Source organism: Pleomorphomonas sp. T1.2MG-36 (genome assembly GCF_950100655.1).
In the GTDB taxonomy this organism is placed as follows: domain Bacteria; phylum Pseudomonadota; class Alphaproteobacteria; order Rhizobiales; family Pleomorphomonadaceae; genus Pleomorphomonas.
Genome location: NZ_CATNLY010000023.1, coordinates 101,046 through 117,638, shown reverse-complemented (window position 1 = coordinate 117,638; position 16,593 = coordinate 101,046). Strand labels below are relative to the sequence as shown.

15 protein-coding genes are annotated in these 16,593 nt (G+C 64.6%); 6 read left to right on the top strand and 9 right to left on the bottom strand.

All coding sequences use genetic code 11. The features are described 5' to 3' along the window. Positions 1–898: 898 nt before the first annotated feature. The 3 genes from QQZ18_RS11990 (at position 899) to QQZ18_RS11980 (ending at position 2,520) form a co-directional block, all read left to right on the top strand. Complete coding sequence (locus tag QQZ18_RS11990) at positions 899–1,606, top strand: hypothetical protein (RefSeq protein ID WP_284541157.1); 708 nt, start codon at positions 899–901, stop codon at positions 1,604–1,606. Then, complete coding sequence (locus QQZ18_RS11985; protein WP_284541156.1) at positions 1,603–1,863, top strand: EscU/YscU/HrcU family type III secretion system export apparatus switch protein; 261 nt, start codon at positions 1,603–1,605, stop codon at positions 1,861–1,863. Before QQZ18_RS11990 ends, QQZ18_RS11985 begins: the two co-directional genes overlap by 4 nt. 129 nt (positions 1,864–1,992) lie before the next feature. Beyond that, positions 1,993–2,520 carry a hypothetical protein gene (locus tag QQZ18_RS11980; protein WP_284541155.1) on the top strand — a complete coding sequence of 176 codons (528 nt, stop codon included), beginning with the start codon at positions 1,993–1,995 and terminating at the stop codon, positions 2,518–2,520. A 27-nt stretch (positions 2,521–2,547) separates the two neighbouring features. On the opposite strand, the gene QQZ18_RS11975 is transcribed toward QQZ18_RS11980, so the two are convergent. The 6 genes from QQZ18_RS11975 to QQZ18_RS11950 form a co-directional block, all read right to left on the bottom strand. Further along, positions 2,548–3,225 carry an HAD family hydrolase gene (locus QQZ18_RS11975; RefSeq protein ID WP_284541154.1) on the bottom strand — a complete coding sequence of 226 codons (678 nt, stop codon included), beginning with the start codon at positions 3,223–3,225 and terminating at the stop codon, positions 2,548–2,550. A 42-nt stretch (positions 3,226–3,267) separates the two neighbouring features. Further along, complete coding sequence (locus tag QQZ18_RS11970) at positions 3,268–4,710, bottom strand: AMP nucleosidase (protein WP_284541867.1); 1,443 nt, start codon at positions 4,708–4,710, stop codon at positions 3,268–3,270. 181 nt (positions 4,711–4,891) lie between these two features. Next, positions 4,892–5,527 (bottom strand): GNAT family N-acetyltransferase, encoded by a 636-nt coding sequence (locus QQZ18_RS11965; protein ID WP_284541153.1) that lies wholly within the window; start codon positions 5,525–5,527, stop codon positions 4,892–4,894. 85 nt (positions 5,528–5,612) lie between these two features. After that, complete coding sequence (locus QQZ18_RS11960; RefSeq protein ID WP_284541152.1) at positions 5,613–6,311, bottom strand: TerB family tellurite resistance protein; 699 nt, start codon at positions 6,309–6,311, stop codon at positions 5,613–5,615. 111 nt (positions 6,312–6,422) lie between these two features. Further along, on the bottom strand, positions 6,423–6,995 hold the full coding sequence (locus QQZ18_RS11955) for a histidine phosphatase family protein (RefSeq protein WP_284541151.1): 573 nt from the start codon (positions 6,993–6,995) through the stop codon (positions 6,423–6,425). Between the two features lie 22 nt (positions 6,996–7,017). After that, on the bottom strand, positions 7,018–8,226 hold the full coding sequence (locus tag QQZ18_RS11950) for a benzoate/H(+) symporter BenE family transporter (protein WP_284541866.1): 1,209 nt from the start codon (positions 8,224–8,226) through the stop codon (positions 7,018–7,020). 620 nt (positions 8,227–8,846) lie between these two features. On the opposite strand from QQZ18_RS11950, the gene QQZ18_RS11945 reads away from it, so the two are divergent. The 3 genes from QQZ18_RS11945 to QQZ18_RS23810 all read left to right on the top strand — a co-directional run bounded on the left by QQZ18_RS11945 (position 8,847) and on the right by QQZ18_RS23810 (position 13,307). After that, entirely contained in the window at positions 8,847–9,908 is a 1,062-nt protein-coding gene (locus tag QQZ18_RS11945) for a porin (RefSeq protein WP_284541150.1), read from the top strand. Between the two features lie 214 nt (positions 9,909–10,122). Next, positions 10,123–12,555: an OmpA family protein gene (locus tag QQZ18_RS11940; RefSeq protein WP_284541149.1), complete on the top strand. Its 2,433-nt coding sequence runs from the start codon at positions 10,123–10,125 to the stop codon at positions 12,553–12,555. Positions 12,556–12,707: 152 nt separating this feature from the next. Further along, complete coding sequence (locus QQZ18_RS23810; RefSeq protein ID WP_446728642.1) at positions 12,708–13,307, top strand: hypothetical protein; 600 nt, start codon at positions 12,708–12,710, stop codon at positions 13,305–13,307. 49 nt (positions 13,308–13,356) lie between these two features. Here the strand turns inward: QQZ18_RS23810 and QQZ18_RS11930 are convergent, their stop codons facing one another. The 3 genes from QQZ18_RS11930 to QQZ18_RS11920 form a co-directional block, all read right to left on the bottom strand. Continuing rightward, positions 13,357–14,892: a DHA2 family efflux MFS transporter permease subunit gene (locus tag QQZ18_RS11930; RefSeq protein WP_284541148.1), complete on the bottom strand. Its 1,536-nt coding sequence runs from the start codon at positions 14,890–14,892 to the stop codon at positions 13,357–13,359. After that, positions 14,889–15,941 (bottom strand): HlyD family secretion protein, encoded by a 1,053-nt coding sequence (locus QQZ18_RS11925; protein ID WP_284541146.1) that lies wholly within the window; start codon positions 15,939–15,941, stop codon positions 14,889–14,891. The genes QQZ18_RS11930 and QQZ18_RS11925 overlap by 4 nt, the downstream gene beginning before the upstream one ends. Positions 15,942–16,058: 117 nt before the next feature. After that, complete coding sequence (locus QQZ18_RS11920; RefSeq protein ID WP_284541145.1) at positions 16,059–16,562, bottom strand: MarR family winged helix-turn-helix transcriptional regulator; 504 nt, start codon at positions 16,560–16,562, stop codon at positions 16,059–16,061. Between the last annotated feature and the right edge of the window lie 31 nt (positions 16,563–16,593).

Genomic DNA, 16,593 nt, shown 5'->3' with positions numbered 1-16,593 from the left:
GCAGTTGGTGGCGAGTGGTGAGACGCCGCCAGCGGCATCCGCGACGACCGGTGCCGTGGGTGCCGGGTCGTCGCCAGCCCCCGCGGTCGCTGGTGACGGTGCGCCGCAACCACCAGCCCAGCATATACCTTCGGCAGATGCTGACGGAATTCCGGCGCCTCGATCCGCTGGTGGAGTGGTGCTCTCCCAGCCGTCGACGCCTCCCGCATCTTCGGTGCCGGCCGGCCCCACAATCGGTCAGCCCGCCGCGGGACAACCGAGTCTCGCCACCATCGTGCCGCAGGCGATCGCCGGAGCGCCGGTCTCCGATCCCGATGGGGCAGCAGCGCCGCCTTCCCAACCAACGCTGACTCCACAGAACCCGTCCGCAGCTTCCACGGTATCGTCGCGGGCCTTCGCTCCATGGAACCCAGGCCGGCCGTTGGCGCCGGCGACCCCCGTTATGGCTTCACCGGCGCCCTTGCCTGGAGCGCCTTCCGATGCAGATCGTCCCGCGTCTGTTCCTGCGGCTCAGCCCCAAGGCAGTGAAGCGCCCCTCCAACGCCCGACAGGTAACAAGGCCCTTTTTGTGCCATTAACGGTGGACAGCCCGCCGAAGGCCTCGCCTGGGATGCTACCGCGCGTCGCGGCCGGGCCAGCGCCGTCGCCCGTGGCTCCCAATGCGCAGGCACAATCGAGTCCGGACCAGACATCCGCGCCGGTCTCGTCGGCCCAGCCGGGGGCTGAGTCAGGCCCTTCGGCCGGGAAGGCGGACGCCGCTACTTCGTCGCCTCAGGTTCCGCCTCAGGCCAAATCGGGTACGCCGGCAGGCATGGAGTCCGCTGCCGCGTCTCCCCGCCAATTCGCTCCCCCGGCACCGCCAACCGCGCCTTCCGCGGCAATGCCGGCGATGCCGGGCGTGGATCTCAAAGGCGCGCTGGAGGGATTGCGCCGCGAACTCGTGGTCTGGCTGGGCCGCAATGCCAACGTTTTGGCCAACCTCGATGGGGGCGGAGACGACGCGGTCGCTCGTGTCGACAGACCGACGCCGCCACGCAAGGGTGGTCCGGTGCGCGGTCAGCCGGTCGTTCCGCGTCTCGACGGCGATCCTGCGGAGGCGACATCGACGGAAACGCTGGCCGGCCGTGCGCTCGGCGAGGCTGAACGGTCGTTGTCGCGCGTCTTCCTGCATCAGGCCGCGACCGCGGAGAGCCGAGACGCGAAAGCCGTCCAGCCGACGCAGTCGCTGATGTTTGAAATACCCATTGCCGGACCGAATGGGACTTCGATTGCCCAGCTTCGCATCGAGCGCGACGATCATGCTCCGACCGAGATGGGGGGCAAGCCACGGCGGGTGTTCCAGGTCGATATCGCTTTTGACATTGCTCCTCTCGGGCCGGTCGCGGTACGAGTCGGCCTGATGGACGGACGGCGGGTAGCCGTCGGCGTCTGGTGCGAGAGCGACAACGGCCTCGTCCGCATGGAAGCGGAGCGGGAGAACATCGTGCTTGGTCTCGAGCAGGAGGGCATGGTGGTGGCCGGCCTCGATCTGCATCGCGGCCATCCGCCCGAAGGGCGCGAGGATACGATGGCTGCCGCCAGTCACCGCCTGGATCTTCAGCTATGAGCGACGAGGACATCCGCAAGGCGGTCGCTTTGCAATACGCAGCGCCGGACGCGCCGAAAGTGGTTGCCACCGGCAAGGGAGCCATTGCCGAGGCGATCATCGACAAGGCGCGGGAAGCCGGCGTGCCCGTGGAGGAAAACCCGGCGCTTGTCGACGCGCTGTCGACGCTGAAACTCGACGAGACGATCCCGGTCGATCTTTACAAGGCGGTGGCGTCGGTGATCGCGGCCGTGTTGCGGGCTGCGAAAAAGGCATAGGCTTTCCGATGGGAAAGTGCGCGAGCGCCGAGCATTTTTTGCTCCTAGACCAAGACCTACGATGATTGCGCCGCCGCTCGGCAACCCCTATTGTTCGCGCCGTCCCGATTTACGAGGATGAAGTCCCCGATGTTGAAGTATTGTCTGGTCGCAGCTTCGCTTGCCTTCGCCGGTCCCGCCCATGCCGCTGATACGTTGGCGCCGGTCCGATCAATCATGGCGGTGGCGACGGCCCTCTGGTCGAATGGAGATGGCGAAGCGGGCGATTATTTCGACGAGGCCCATATCGGCAACTTCAGCAAGCACATGCGTGAGCTTTACGCGGAAGCGACCAAGCATCCCGCCTTCGACAGCGAGGATGGAACCGGCAGTCCGTTCGACTACGATCCGATCATCCTTGGGCAGGATGGTTGCCCGCTGGAGGGATTAACCATCGAGGCGGATGGGAAAGACGGCGCTGCCACCGATGTCGTCGCCCGCTTCAAGCGCTTCGCCTGCATGGAGGACTCCTCCGATGAGGAGCGCAACGCCGTCACGGAGCTGCATTTCCGCGTCATTTCCGAGCGCGGTCGGCCGGTGATCGCCGACGTCATTTCGGGTGAAGACGGCGACCGCTATTCGCTGGCCGGAGCACTGACCGAAATCATCGGTCAGTGACGGCCTCGGCGCGGCGCGGCCGACCGGTCACGCGCCCCTGCCGTCCCAGCTCCGGAACGCCTCGACCACCGCGAGAATGTCCGAGTGCCGGCGGACCACCGTTTCCGCCCCCGCTTCCATCAGCGCTTCGGCATGTCCCGGCCAGGAATGGGCGCCGCCAGTGAAGCCGATCGCCCGCATTCCCGCGCGCACGGCGGCCGTTACGCCAGCGAACGAGTCCTCGACGACGATCGCCTCGGCGGGGTCGACGCCGAATTCGCGAGCCGCGTGGAGAAAGACGTTGGGATCCGGCTTGCCCTGACGGGTTCCGACCTCGCCGGCCGAGAAGACGTAAGGCTTGAAGCGGTCGTAGAGGCCGGCGCTGGTCAGTGCACGCCTGAGATAGGCCGATTCTGCATTGGAGCCGACGCAACGCGGACCATCGAGCGCATCGAGCAATTCGGCGATGCCGGGCACCGCCTTCACGTGCACGATGCGCCGGTCGAACTCCGCCTGGATGCGCTCCTTGATGCGGCCGCTGACCGGAAGCCCGGTCTCTTCGGACAGGATGGCTTCCATTTCGCCGCTGGCCAGACCCGCAAAGCGGGACGTCACTTCTTCGGCTGTGATGGCGAAGCCCTCCTCGTTGAGCACTTCCGCGGTAACCGCCGAGGAGATGATCTCGGAATCGATAAGTACGCCGTCACAGTCGAAAATGGTGAGCATGAGACAATCCGGGTTTGTTGAGGCTGGGTGGAAACGGCGCAGTTACTGGAAGGCCGTTTCCATGAAGGAGCGCAGCTTGCGTGAGTGCAGCCGTTCCGGCGCCATTTCGCGCAGCTTCTCCATGGCGCGCATGCCGATGGTCAGGTGCTGGCTGACCTGCCGCCGATAGAAGGCGCTCGCCATGCCCGGCAGCTTCAGCTCGCCATGCAGCGGCTTGTCGGAAACGCAGAGCAGCGTTCCGTAGGGCACTCGGAACCGGAAGCCGTTGGCGGCGATCGTCGCCGATTCCATGTCGAGGCCGATGGCGCGGGACTGCGAGAACCGCTGCACCGGCTCGCGCTGGTCGCGCAGTTCCCAGTTGCGGTTGTCGATGGTGGCAACGGTGCCCGTGCGCATGATGCGCTTCAGTTCGAGATCCTTGAGGCCGGTAACCTCGGCGACCGAACCTTCGAGCGCCACCTGGATTTCTGCCAGCGGCGGGATGGGAATCCAGAGCGGCAAGTCGGCATCGAGCACGTGATCGTCGCGCACATAGCCGTGCGCCAAGACGTAGTCGCCAAGTTGCTGGCTGCTTCTGAGGCCGGCGCAGTGGCCGAGCATCACCCAGGCATGTGGGCGGAGAACGGCGACATGGTCGGTGATCGTCTTGGCATTCGAGGGGCCGACGCCAATGTTGACCAGCGTGATTCCGGAGTGGTCGTCACGGATGAGGTGATAGGCCGGCATCTGCGGCAGGCGCTGCAGCTCCTCGCCCTCGACAGGCGCCGTCTCGCCGAGGGGTGTGACCTGGTTGCCGGGTTCCACGAAGGCGACGTAATCGCTCTGGCCGGATGCCATCATCTCGCGGGCGCGGGCGGCGAACTCGTCGACGTAGAACTGGTAGTTGGTAAACAGCACGAAGTTCTGGAAGAACCTTGGCGAGGTCGCCGTGTAGTGCTGGAGGCGGTGCAGCGAATAGTCGACGCGCGGCGCGGTGAACGGAGCCAGCGGCAACGGGTCGCCAATCTTGGGATCGAGCGTGCCATTGACGATGGCGTCGTCGGTGACGGCAAGATCGGGCACGTCGAACATGTCGCGCAGCGGGCGCGGCAGCGTGTCCATCAGCGCGCCTTCGACATAGGCCCCTTCGAAAAAGGCGAAGTGCAGAGGGATCGGCAGCGAGCTTTCACCGATCTCCACCGGAGCGTCGTAGTTGCGGATGATCACCGACAGCTGGTCCACCAGATAGGTCCGGAACAGTTCGGGCCGCGAAACGGTAGTCTCATAGATGCCGGGGCCGCTGAACTGGCCATAGGACAGGCGCGAGTCGGCGCGGCCATGCGTGTCGGTGGCCACACGGATCAGCGGGTAGTAGGCGCGGATGCGGCCTTCGGGAATGGCGCCCTGCACCACTGCCTCGAAAGACGACCGGAGGAACGCGGTGTTGCGGGCGTAGATCTCGATCAGCCGATCGACGGCTGCTTCCGCATCGCGGAAACTCGTCATGGGAAGGCGGGGGGGACTATCGATGAAAACGGGAGCCGGGCGCTCGGATGCGATCATGTCGGTCTCTTGCGGTACGTGCCCATGGTTGCTGACCCTCGGGCTGGTACCGCAAGGTCAATACCACAAGATGACGGGGAAGCCAGTCCCGTTTGTTCGCCGGACATCGGCCATCGCCTGAGGCTCACTCGAGATCGGGTGCGCGTCCGTTCCGGATCATAGGAATGGCCGGACCGGCGCTCTCCCCGAGCTGACCGAGAAGACGGACGTCGTCATGCACCTCCACAGCGCGGGCGTAGGGCACAAAGCCCATGTGCATGTAGAAGGGAAGAGCCTGCGGGCTGTCGAAGTTGCATGTGTGCAGCCAGAGGCGCTCCACGCCCGTCCGCGCGAAGGCGAGGTCGATCGCTTCCTGCATCAGCCAACCGCCGACACCGCCACCGACGGCGTCGGGCACCAGACCGAAGAAGGAGATTTCTGTCTCGCCGGACTTGGAAAGGTCCATCTCGACGATTCCCATGCGACGGCCATCCTTCACCGGGCACCAGGAGCGCAGATGGGGCAAGGCGAGCTTGGCTTCCAGCTTTTCGCGGCCGATCAACAGACGGGAGCTCCACAGCCACTCCCACCCAATCTCCCGATAGAGATCGAGAAAGGCGTCGGTGTCCCAGCGGTCGACGGGCTCAATCGCGTATCCGGCAGGAGCCGGCCGCCGGGGGCGGTCGGGCCGCTCGGTCACTTCCAGGAAGGTGGCGATATTGGCGAGCTTGCCGGGGGCGAGGGCGTGGTAGCCGTCGGGAAGGAAGGTTGTGTCAGTCATGGCTTCGTCTTTAGCCGAAGCCGGAAGGCACCGAAAGACGGCAGTCGCCAAATCGACGGGCGTGCCGGAGTTCCGGCCGCAGTCCTCAGGCCGCCTGTCGGGTGATGGCGCTATAGGCGGCGTTGATCGTGGCCATCCGCTCGGTTGCGACCCGTATGAAATCGGCCGGGAGGCCGCGCGCCTGCAGGCGGTCCGGATGATGTTCGGCGACCAGTCGTCTCCATGCCTTCTTCACGGCTGCATCGTCCGCGCCGGGCGGAAGGCCGAGCACGGCATAGGGACAGCGCGCATCTTCCCCGACATGGCGGGCGAACAGGCGGTGGAAAGCGGCCTGCGGCACGCGGAAGATGGCGGCCACCGTTTCAAGGAACGCGAGTTCGTCGTCATGCAGGCTGCCGTCGGCGGTAGCGATGACGAACAGACCGTCGAGGATGTCCTCGAGCGTCTCCATGTCCGATTCATAGAGGGCATGAATGCGCTCGGCGTAATACTCGTAGCCGGCTGTATCCTGCTTGGCGAGGTTGAAGAGGCGGGCGACGTGACGCTTCTCGTCCGGCGGCACCTGGAAGAGGCGCTCCACCACGGCCACTTCGTCGGCCGTGACGACACCGTCGGCTTTGGCCATCTTGGCAGAAAGCGCGATCATGGCAGACGTGAAAGCGACTTGACGCCGCGCTTCCGGCGACAAGGTTTCGCGTAGAACGTCGACCACGCACTGAAAGACGCAGGTGACCGCATCGGGAATGCGGGCAATGACGGCGGAGAATTGCTGCCAGAAGGTCATAATGATGGACCATAAGGCAAAATCGCTACCCTGGCGAGCCCGCAGGCGGCCGATCACGCCATTCACACCAGGATTTGACCGGTTCGGTCAACGAATCCTGTCGGACGGTTCTCAAGGCGCCGGCACGAACTCCAGACGGCCGCCATCGAGGCGGAAATAGCCGTCCTGCGACACCGGAAGCGTCAGCATGTCCTCGTGCGAAAGGCCGGCGTGAAGGCCACGCACCAACCGGCTGATGATCCCGTGGGTGATGACGACGGCGGGCGTTTCCGCCTCATCGTACCACGCACTGACGCGTGCCAGCACAACATCGAGTGCCTCGCCGCCCGGTGCCTGGAACTGCCAGTCGAACGGGCGGATGGATTGATCCTTGCCGAAGCGCGACAGGATGTCGTCGCGCGTCAACCCTTCCCAGTCGCCGAAATGAACCTCCATCAGCTTTGGCTCCTCGACGATGCTCATCGGCAGCGCCCGGCCGATCAGCTCGGCCGTGGCGCGGGTGCGCCCGAGCGGGCTGACATAAGCGCGGATCGGCTCGGCGCGCTGTCCGATTTCAGCGGCGAGCGCCCGGCCGATGCGGAGTGCCTGATCGCGGCCAAGTTCGGTGAGCGGGGAATCGTATTGCCCCTGGAAGCGCGCCTCGGTGTTCCAGAGCGTTTGTCCGTGTCGTACGAGATAAAGCATGCGTTGGGATCCGTTGGTACCGTCAGGCGGTCATCCTGAGGCGATTGATGAGATGCACGGCAATGCCGGCGATCAGCCCCCAGAACGCACCGGGGATGCCGAAGAAGCCGACGCCGGATGCCGTGACGAGGAAGGTGACGACGGCCGCCTCGCGGGTGTCCGGCGCGGAGAGGGCGGTCGAGGTGGAGGCGCCGAAAGCGCCGAGCAGCGCGAGGCCGGCCACTGCTTCGATGAGAACCGGGGGCGCTGCCGCGATGAAAGCGGTGGCGGCACCGGAGATCAGACCCACGATGACGTAAGCCACGCCACAGACGACGGCGGCCCAATATCGGTTGTCTTTGTCGGGGTCGGCATCCGGACCGGCGCAAAGGGCAGCGGTGATCGCGGCGAGGTTGACGGCATGGCCGCCAAACGGCGCCGCGAGAAGGGTGAATGCGCCGGTGTTCCTCAGTATGGGGCCGAACTCGGGCCGGTAGTCGTTGGCATTGAGGACGGCCATGCCGGGAATGTTCTGTGCCGCCATGGTGACCACGTAAAGAGGAAGCGCGGTGCCGATCAGCGCGGCGATGCTGAAATGGGGCATGACAAGCAGCGGCGCCGGCACGAGCCCTTCGGTGACAGCGGGGGGAATCGGCGTCGTCATGGCGATGATGACGGCAGCGACGATCACGGCGGCCGGCACGGCGAGCACCTTTCTCCAGAGGCCGACTGCGAGCCACGTCACCACGACCGCGAGACCGGCGAGCGGCGAGACGGCTACCGCCTTGACCGGTGCTAGGCACAGCGTGAGGAGCACGCCGGCCAGCATCGCCGAGGCGATCGGCGTCGGTATGGCGGCGACCGCGCGGCCAAGCGGTCTGACGACGCCCGACAGCATCAATAGCGCGCCCGTTATAAGGAAGGCGCCGACCGCGTAGGAATATCCGCCGGCCACCGCGCCGGAGGAGGCGAGCAACGCGGCGCCCGGCGTCGACCACGCGACGGAGATCGGCATCCGGAACCGAAGGCTGAGCAATATGCCTGAGAGTCCCATGGCGATGGTGACCGCCATCAGCCCGGAGGCAACCTCGGCAGGGGAGGCGCCCGCGGCGGAAAGACCGCGCACGACGACCGTGAAGGCACCGCCGAATCCGACGAAGGCCGCGATGAGGCCTGCGGCGACGGCCTGCGGCGAGGGACGGGAAGACATGTGTCGGTTCCGGTGAAAGAGGGAGAGGCAACGCCATCCAATCCGAAAGGCGATGGGTCATCAAGCCCAGTCGAGGGCGAACCGGTTCGCTGCCGGATCGTTTGGATGGCGACTCTCGTGAAAGGCAGCCCGACGTCCAACAGGCCTCCTTCCCTTACCTGGACAACCCGACTCTGCCCGGAGAGATTCGCCCTTGCCCGACCGGCAGCCCGCAGCCGGGCCTGTTGAAAGAGAGCGTGAACGCTAGCCGTTTGGTTATGAGTAGGTTCCCTGAGGTCTGTGGAAAATCGGCGGATGCTAATGGGTTGGAAACCGACAATTCCCTTTTGATGCAGAACCTTAACCTCTCGTTAATCCTCGTCTTCCGGGGGGTGGGGAGGTGCGTGACAAAACTGCAACATGGATTTTCGATTAGCCGCGCAAGGCGGATTGCCCGCGTCTTTCCCGTTGAAGACGGCCTCAGGATCGGCCATCACTATCACCGTGAGATTTCGGGAGACGGAACTCACCGCCAAGTGAAGTCGATCTGCCTGGGGTGGTTAGGCGGCGGAGCAAGGCGGCAAAGAACCGGAACCGGTTCCAAGCCAGTGATGATAACGGTCAGGCCGTTTGTTGTCAGGCAGGGAAGGGTTCCTTCTCTAGATGACTTTGGAGGTCAGGAAATGAACATGAAGACGCTGCTCGGCACCGCCGCCGGCCTGATGGTCGCCACGGGCGCTTACGCTGCCGACCTGCCGGGCGAAGCCGCTCCGGCCGCTGTTGACTACGTGAAGGTTTGCGACGCCTACGGCGCCGGCTTCTTCTACATCCCCGGCACCGAGACCTGCCTTGACATCTCTGGCCGTGTCCGCGCTCGTGTCGTGTACAGCAACAACTTCGGTGATATTGCCGCTGCTGGCTCGCCCATCCGCCTTGGCGACAAGGTTAACTTCAAGGCCGACGCCCAGGTCAAGTTCGATGCCCGCACGGCTTCCGATCTCGGCACCGTTCGTTCGTTCTTCGTCCTGCAGCTCGACAGCGCCAGCGGCGCTCTCTCGGCTGACGATGCCTTCATTCAGGTCGGTTACCTGACGGTTGGTAAGTTCGGCAACGCCTATGGCGACGTGTTCTACGGTGACACCGGCGCCATCTACGGCGAGTTCGACAAGAGCGGTGTTGGCGCCCAGGTCATGGTCGACAACCTCGGTGGTGGCTTCTACGTTGGTGCCGGTTTCCAGGGCCTGGACAACGGCAGCAAGTGGCAGCCGACCATTTGGACGACCGGCAACAGCGCCGACATCATGTACACCGGTCGCGTCGGTATCACCGGCCAGTCCTGGGGTGCTGTCGACCTGTCGGCCATCTACGAGGCCCACGACCTCGGCAACAACGACATGTGGGGCCTCAAGGCCACTGCCGACCTCAAGCTGGTCGACAAGCTGAACGCTCGTCTCGTCGGCACCTATGTCGATTACGACGCTGACAACTACTTCGGCGCTGCTGGCGCTCTGAAGTACCAGGCGACGGACGCTCTGGCTGTTTACGCCGGTATCGGTTCGAAGTTCTGGGACAAGGCCAAGGATCAGGTCATCGCTCAGGTCGGTGCTGATTACGCGTTCACCCCGGACCTCATCCTGACGGCCGAAGTGAACTACACCAGCGACGTGCTGTTCACCAAGACCGGTCAGACGTCCATCACCGACGACACCTGGTCGGGCATGCTCAAGCTGACCCGTAACTGGTAATATCGATCCCCTCTGGGGTTTGAGGGAAAGGCCCGGTTCGTCCGGGCCTTTTCTATTTTAGTTGCCCGCGCAGTGCTTGCGGTGACGACATTTTTGCCTTGGTCGTCATTTGTTTGGCGAGTGTGCTCCCCGGGTAATTGCTTTTCGCAAATGCCGTTTCGTATTCTCTGCCTTGCAAACGGATGGATTATGTCCGGGCGTGCGGAGGCGGGAGATGGTTCGCTGGCAGATCTCGGCGATACTTGGCGTGACGGCGGCGGTTGCCGTGACCGCGGCGGCGCTCATCAGTCGCACGACGGAAATTGCCGTCGATCTTGGAACACGTGCCGGACAGGTGCTGGCCGGCGAGGTGACCAGTTGGGCCTCCGTCGATGTACGCGGCCGCGACGTGTTCCTGCGGGGTGATGCGCCATCCGAAGAGTATCGTCAGTTGGCGATCGAGCGACTGAGCCGGCTCTACGGGGTTCGCACGGTCGATGCGTCTGCAACCGGGCTGCTACCGGAAGTTCATCCCTACGTTACCAAGTTCGAGCGGAGTGGCGGCACCGTGACGCTGTCCGGCGCCGTACCCTCTCTGCCGGACAGGGCTCGCATCTTGGGTGCCTTGGCTGCGGCGGCTCCCGGACTCGGCGTGACCGACCACAGTCTGCTGGCGCGCGGCAAGGCCGACGATCGCTATTTCGACGTTCTCAGAGCGCTCTACGGATTGCCGGCTCTGCTGTCGCAAGGGGATGTGTCACTCGCCGACAGGACGGTAATTGTCAATGGCGAGGCCGTCAGCAACGCCTCCTACGATCGGCTGAAGTCTTTTGCACCGACGCTCCCGGAAGGCTACAGCCTGGAGGCCGTCAACGTGTCGCGGCCGCTGGCCTCGCCCTTTATCTGGTCCATCGATCGCGATGACAGCGGCGTCACGGTATCGGGGGTGGTGCCCGACCCGGAGACGCGTGCCGGCCTGCTCGACGTGGTGCGGCAAGCCGTCGGGCCGCGTAATGTGTTCGATAATCTAGATTATGCGTCGGGCGCGCCGGATGGGTTCGCCGATGTTGCCGAAGCGGCGGCAGACTATATCGATCTCCTGGCATCGGCACATATCTCGCTCAGCGACCGAACGCTGGTCGTATCAGGCCGTGCGGCGAGTCCCGAGGCCTATCGCACGCTCAATGCCTATCTGGAGACTTGGAATCCGCCCGGTTTCTATCTTCAAAAGTCCATCGCATTGCCGATTGTCGATCCGTTTACGCTGACGGTCTCGAAGAGTCGCGGCCGCGTGACGATCACCGGCTTCGTGCCGACGGATGATGTGCGGGATGGGTTGGTCACCGCAGCGCAAGCCATTACCGGTGAAAGCGAGCCGGTGGTCGAGACGACGCTTGCCGATGGCGCCCCGGACGATTTCGGTGCGGCGGCCGAGTTCGCGGTCGGTCTTCTTGCCAAGCTCAATGAGGGCACGGCACTGTTGTCGGGCACACATCTGACGCTTTCCGGCGCGGCGGCGACATCGGGTGATCTCGTCGAGCTCGAGGCTGCCATTGCCAACCCACCCTCCGGCTACGATGTTGGCAACGGCGTTACGCCTCCAGTGGTCTCGCCCTACGTCTGGTCGATGACCAGAGATGCGGAGCAGCTCACCATCGGCGGTTCCGCTCCATCGGAAGCGGTTCGTTCGGCCATCCGCGCTGTTGTCGACGGCACGTCCGGCGATCTTGGTCTTGTCGACCGGTCTGGGCTTGGCGCCGGCCTCGATCCCGCCGTCGACCTTGTCGCCGTGGCGCGCAAGGCTGCTGCCATTCTCGGGCAACTCGATGCCGGAGAGGTGCGTTTCGTTGGCAACGCGCTGTCGGTGACGGGCAAGGCGGCAACGGGCGACGACAAAGCGGCGGTCGCCGAGGAGCTCGACGACCTGCCCGGCGGTGTGAGCAAGGGCAGCATCGACGTTTCGGCGCCGGACGCGTTTCGTTTCTTCGTCGAACGTGGGCTCGATACGGTGACGCTCGACGGCGATCTTGCCGATGAGGCCATGCGCAAGGCGGTCCGTACGGTCGCAGACCAGGCATTCGGCAAGGCCGATATTCTCGACTCCGCAGCGGTGGCGACAGCCGTTCCTGCGAACGCGCGAGAGGCTGCTTTATTTGCGATCCGGGCCGCATCGCTTCTCGCCAAGGGTAACGTCAGCGTCGAAGGCGCCGCGATCAGGGTTGCTGGCAATGCTTTCACGGCCGCCGGCGCTGCGCGCCTGCCCTCAGAGCTTTCGGCGGCGGTGCCTTCCGGCTACGCGCTTGAAGTCGCGGTCACCGCGGCGCCCGCCGAACCGCCGCTTGAGGTGGCCGCTTGCGGCGAGGCCATTCGAAATGTGCTCGATCGCAATCCCATCCGGTTTGACGACGGATCGGCCACCATCGCTCCCGATAGTTGGGGGGTGGTCGATCGGCTTGGTGGCTTGGCGCTCCGATGCCCGACCGCGCGTTTCGCCTTGATCGCCACCGCGTCGGGTATCGATGCCGTCAAGGCGCAGTCGCTCGGTGAAGCGCGAGCGCGAAGCGTAGCCGGTGCCTTCGCCGAGATCGGCATTGACCCCGCCCGACTTGCGACCAGTGGTGTCGGCGGCGGCCCGGACGGATTTTCCATCACCTTGGCAGCGCCGTGATCGGGAGACGATGATGCTCTACCTTGCAATCATGCTCTGGCCCTATCTGCTGATCGCCTTTGCAGCCGGGCTTGTCATCGGATGGTTCGGCTCCGACCGCATCGACGCCTGACCTTTGTCGTTCGGCTGCCTCTCTCCCACCGGGGTTCATCATGGCCATTCTGATCATCGAAGCCTTCTTCCTGACGGCGATCGCAGTCGGTGCCGGTGCGCTGGTCGGCGTTCTCGTCAAGCAATGGTTCGGCCGCCGCACGGTCGGAAATGAGCGCCTGACCGAGGTTATGGCTGCTGCCGAAGCGGCGGAGGCCAATGCCGCCGTTGGGATCTATTCAAGTCCGGCTCCGGCCTCGCCTGCGCCGGAGGTTGAGCCTGTCGTGGTGGCGGAAGCCGCGCCGCCGACGATCCTGAAACCGGCCGCCCCGGAGGCGTTGTCCGGCCCAGCGGCCGAAGTCTCGGCGGGGCTTGATCGCATCGCCACCGCCGACCGTGTCGGCGAGCGGCCGCCGGCCTTGCCGGGGCCACGCGCCGACGGAGCCGACGATCTCCGGCGCATCAGGGGAATCGGGCCCCAGAATGCAACGCGATTGAACGCGCTCGGCATCTATCATTACGAACAGATTGCTGCCTGGACGCCGGTCGAGGTGCGCTGGGTCGGTGCCTACCTGGCGTTTCCCGGACGGATCGAACGCGAGGATTGGATCGCCCAAGCCAGGGCGCTGGCGGCTGGTACCCGGACCGAAGCCGAGGTCTGACGCGCCTGGAAGACGCTCAACGGCGCATCGGACGACGAGACCGAGTATTTCAGTCTGCCTCTGGAGTGATCGGTGCTTGTGGCGCCATTTTCGGCTTGCGCAGCAGCAAGACCAGGGGCAACGCCGCGATCGACACGTACATCATCAGCTGGAAGTCGTCGACATAGGCGATCATCGTTGCTTGCAGCGTGGTGATCTGATCGAGGACGGCTGCGAACGGGCCGGAACCGGCACTCATGCCAACGGCGTGGGCCGCCGCATCGACGCTCGGCGAGAAAACCGTGATCCGCTCGGCAAGTTCGGCATGGTTCACCTGGATGTTGCGCGTCAAGACAACCGACACCATGGAAATGCCGATCGACGAGCCAATGTTGCGCACCAGACTGAACAGCGCGGCGCTCTCGGTTCTGAGTTCGGGTGGCAGCGTGGCAAACCCCACCGTCGACATCGGCACGAACACCAGTCCGAGGCCGAACCCCATCGATACGCCGGTATAAATGATTGGCCATGAGTCCATGTCGGCGGTGAAGCCGGTCATCCCCCGGAGCCCCCAGGCCGTGAAGCCGAGACCGACGACGATGATGAGGCGGGGATCGATGAAACGCAGCAGTCGGCCGACCAACAGCATGGCGATCATGGTTCCGATGCCGCGTGGTGCCAGCACGAGACCGGTGGTCACCGTCGGAAAGCCCATGATGCGTTGCAGAAGGGGTGGCAGCAGCGCGGTCGTGGCAAGCAGCACCACGGAAATGGCAAAACTGAAAATGCTGGCCGCCACGTAGTTGCGATCGCGGAAAATCTGCGGGTGAATGAAAGGATGCTCGGCCGTCGCCGAATGGACGACGAAGCACCAGAGCGCCGCGGCTGCAAGCGCGGCTTCAATGACGATCTCCGGCGAGGAGAACCAGTCGAGCTGTTCGCCTCGATCGAGCATCAGCTGGAGCGAGCCGACGAACAGGCCCAGAAAGGCGAAGCCGACGAAATCAAAGGACCGACTGTGGCGCGGCGAAGCCGGCATGGTGAAGGCAATGCCGAGGAAGGCGAGCAGGCCGACGGGAACGTTGATGTAGAACACCCAGCGCCAATCGAAGCTGTCGGTCAGCCAGCCGCCCAACGTCGGTCCGAGAACCGGAGCCACCATGATGCCGGCGCCCCAAAGGGCCATTGCCTGCCCGTGTCGCTCACGCGGATTGATGTCGAGCAGCACGGCCTGCGACAGCGGCGCGAGCGAAGCGCCAAACACACCCTGCAGCACGCGGAACAACACCATCTCGGTCAGGCTACCGGCCATGCCGCAGAGGCAAGAGGCCAACGTGAAGCCCGCCACCGAGATCAGGAACAGGCGCTTGCGGCCGATGGCGTCCGCTATCCAGCCGGTCAGCGGCATGACGATCGCCGACGCGACGATATAGGAGGTCAGCACCCAGTTGATCGTGTCCTGCGCCGCTCCGAGACTACCTTGCATCGAGGGAAGAGCGACGTTGGCGATCGTCGTATCAAGCACCTGCATGATCACCGCCAGCATGGTGGCGAGCGACAGCAGGCCGCGATGCGGCACCTTGGTGAGGTCGGCGCCGGCGGTCATCTGGCGGCAAGCTTCTTTGATTCCGCCGCGAAACCCAGCGCGTCTAGCGCTGTCCGTAGGAAGGCGGGCAGCGGCCGGACGAAGCCGGTGTCGACACCGACGCCTACGCTGAGGCCTGCCTTCAACGGCAATGAGGTTGGCTCGTCGAGCGCGATCCGGACGGGCACGCGCTGCACGACCTTCACCCAGTTGCCCGTGGCGTTTTGCGCCGGCAGCAGCGAGAAGATCGCGCCAGTGCCGCCGCCCAAGCTATCGACATGCCCTGCGATCGTCACGTCGGGATAGGCGTCGAGTGTCAACTCCGCCGCCTGTCCGGGGCGCATGTGGCCGAGGTCGGTTTCCTTGAAGTTGGCTTCCACCCAGGTGCTGGTGGTGTCGATGATCGCCATGACCGGACTGCCGCTACCGACATATTGGCCGACCTGCAGATTGGCCACTTGGCTGACGGTGCCGGTCGTCGGTGCGCGAACGACGGAACGCTTCAGGTCGAGACGGGCACTATCTTGTGCGGCAAGGGCGCCGAGCACCGATGGATGCTTGTCGGTCTCGACGTTGGCGTCGCCACCGAGCGCGACCAACGTGTCGGTTACGCCTTGCTCGGTCTCGGCCACCGCTTGTCGAGCGAGATCGAGGTCATGGCGGGCGCTGTCATATTGCGCCTCGGTCGTGTTGCCGGTCTGCCGAAGTTTCTCCTGGCGTCCGAACTGCACTTCCTGGAAGGCGAGAGTATTGCGCGCCGTTTCAGCCTTGAGCTCGGCGTCTTTCAGGCGGGTGCGCAATTCCTCGACCTGCAGGCGCGCAAGCGCCACGGCTCCGTCGGCTTTTTCAAGCGCGATTCGATAGGCGGCATCATCGATCCGGAACAGCACGTCGCCGGGTTTCACCGTCTGGTTCTGTCCGACCAGCACTTCGGCGATGCGTCCCTCCACTTCGGGGGCAACCAACACCTTGTTCTGCTGCACATAGGCGTTGTCGGTCGAGGCCCATCGTCCACCGCTCACCCAATACCAACCGCCGACTGCGGCGAGCGCAAGGGGGAACGCGGCCATCAACAGATAGCGAAGTCCGCGCCGGCGTGGCTTCGGGGAAGGATTGGCCGAACCGGGCGCCGGTGTTGCCGGGGTGGTCGAGGCAGTCCTCGCGTCTTGGGTATCGGACATTTCTCGTCAGTCTTTCTGTCCCGGCTGGGTCCGGGTGGAGTTGGCGGTGTCGGCCGATGTCGGAGAGGGCTGATCCTCGCCGGTCATGGCGGAAAGGTTGGCGTGGACGCGCCCGAGCAAGTTGGTGAGGATTTCCTCTTCCTCGGGCGTGATGCCCATAAGGGCCTCTTTGAACAGCGCCTGGGCCGTGGCCCGCATGCGTTCGAGCCCGGGCCGGGCATCCTCGGTGATGTGAATCAGGCGGGCGCGTCGGTCGCTGGGGTCCGGCCGGCGTTCCACGAGGTTCATGACCTCAAGACGGTCGACCATGCGGCAAATGCTGATTGGCTCGACGCCAACGAGATCGGCCAGGGTTGCCTGGTTCACGCCTTGCCGCTTGGCGACGCGGGCGAGTACCTGCCACTGGGCGCGCGACATGCCGGTCGTCTCGGCGAAACGGTCGAACCGCTTCTTTACGAGGCGGTCGATCTCATGGACCAAGCTGCCGATGGTGGGTGTCCAGTTGCTCATGCGCGTCCATTATATGATAAGCATGCTTATG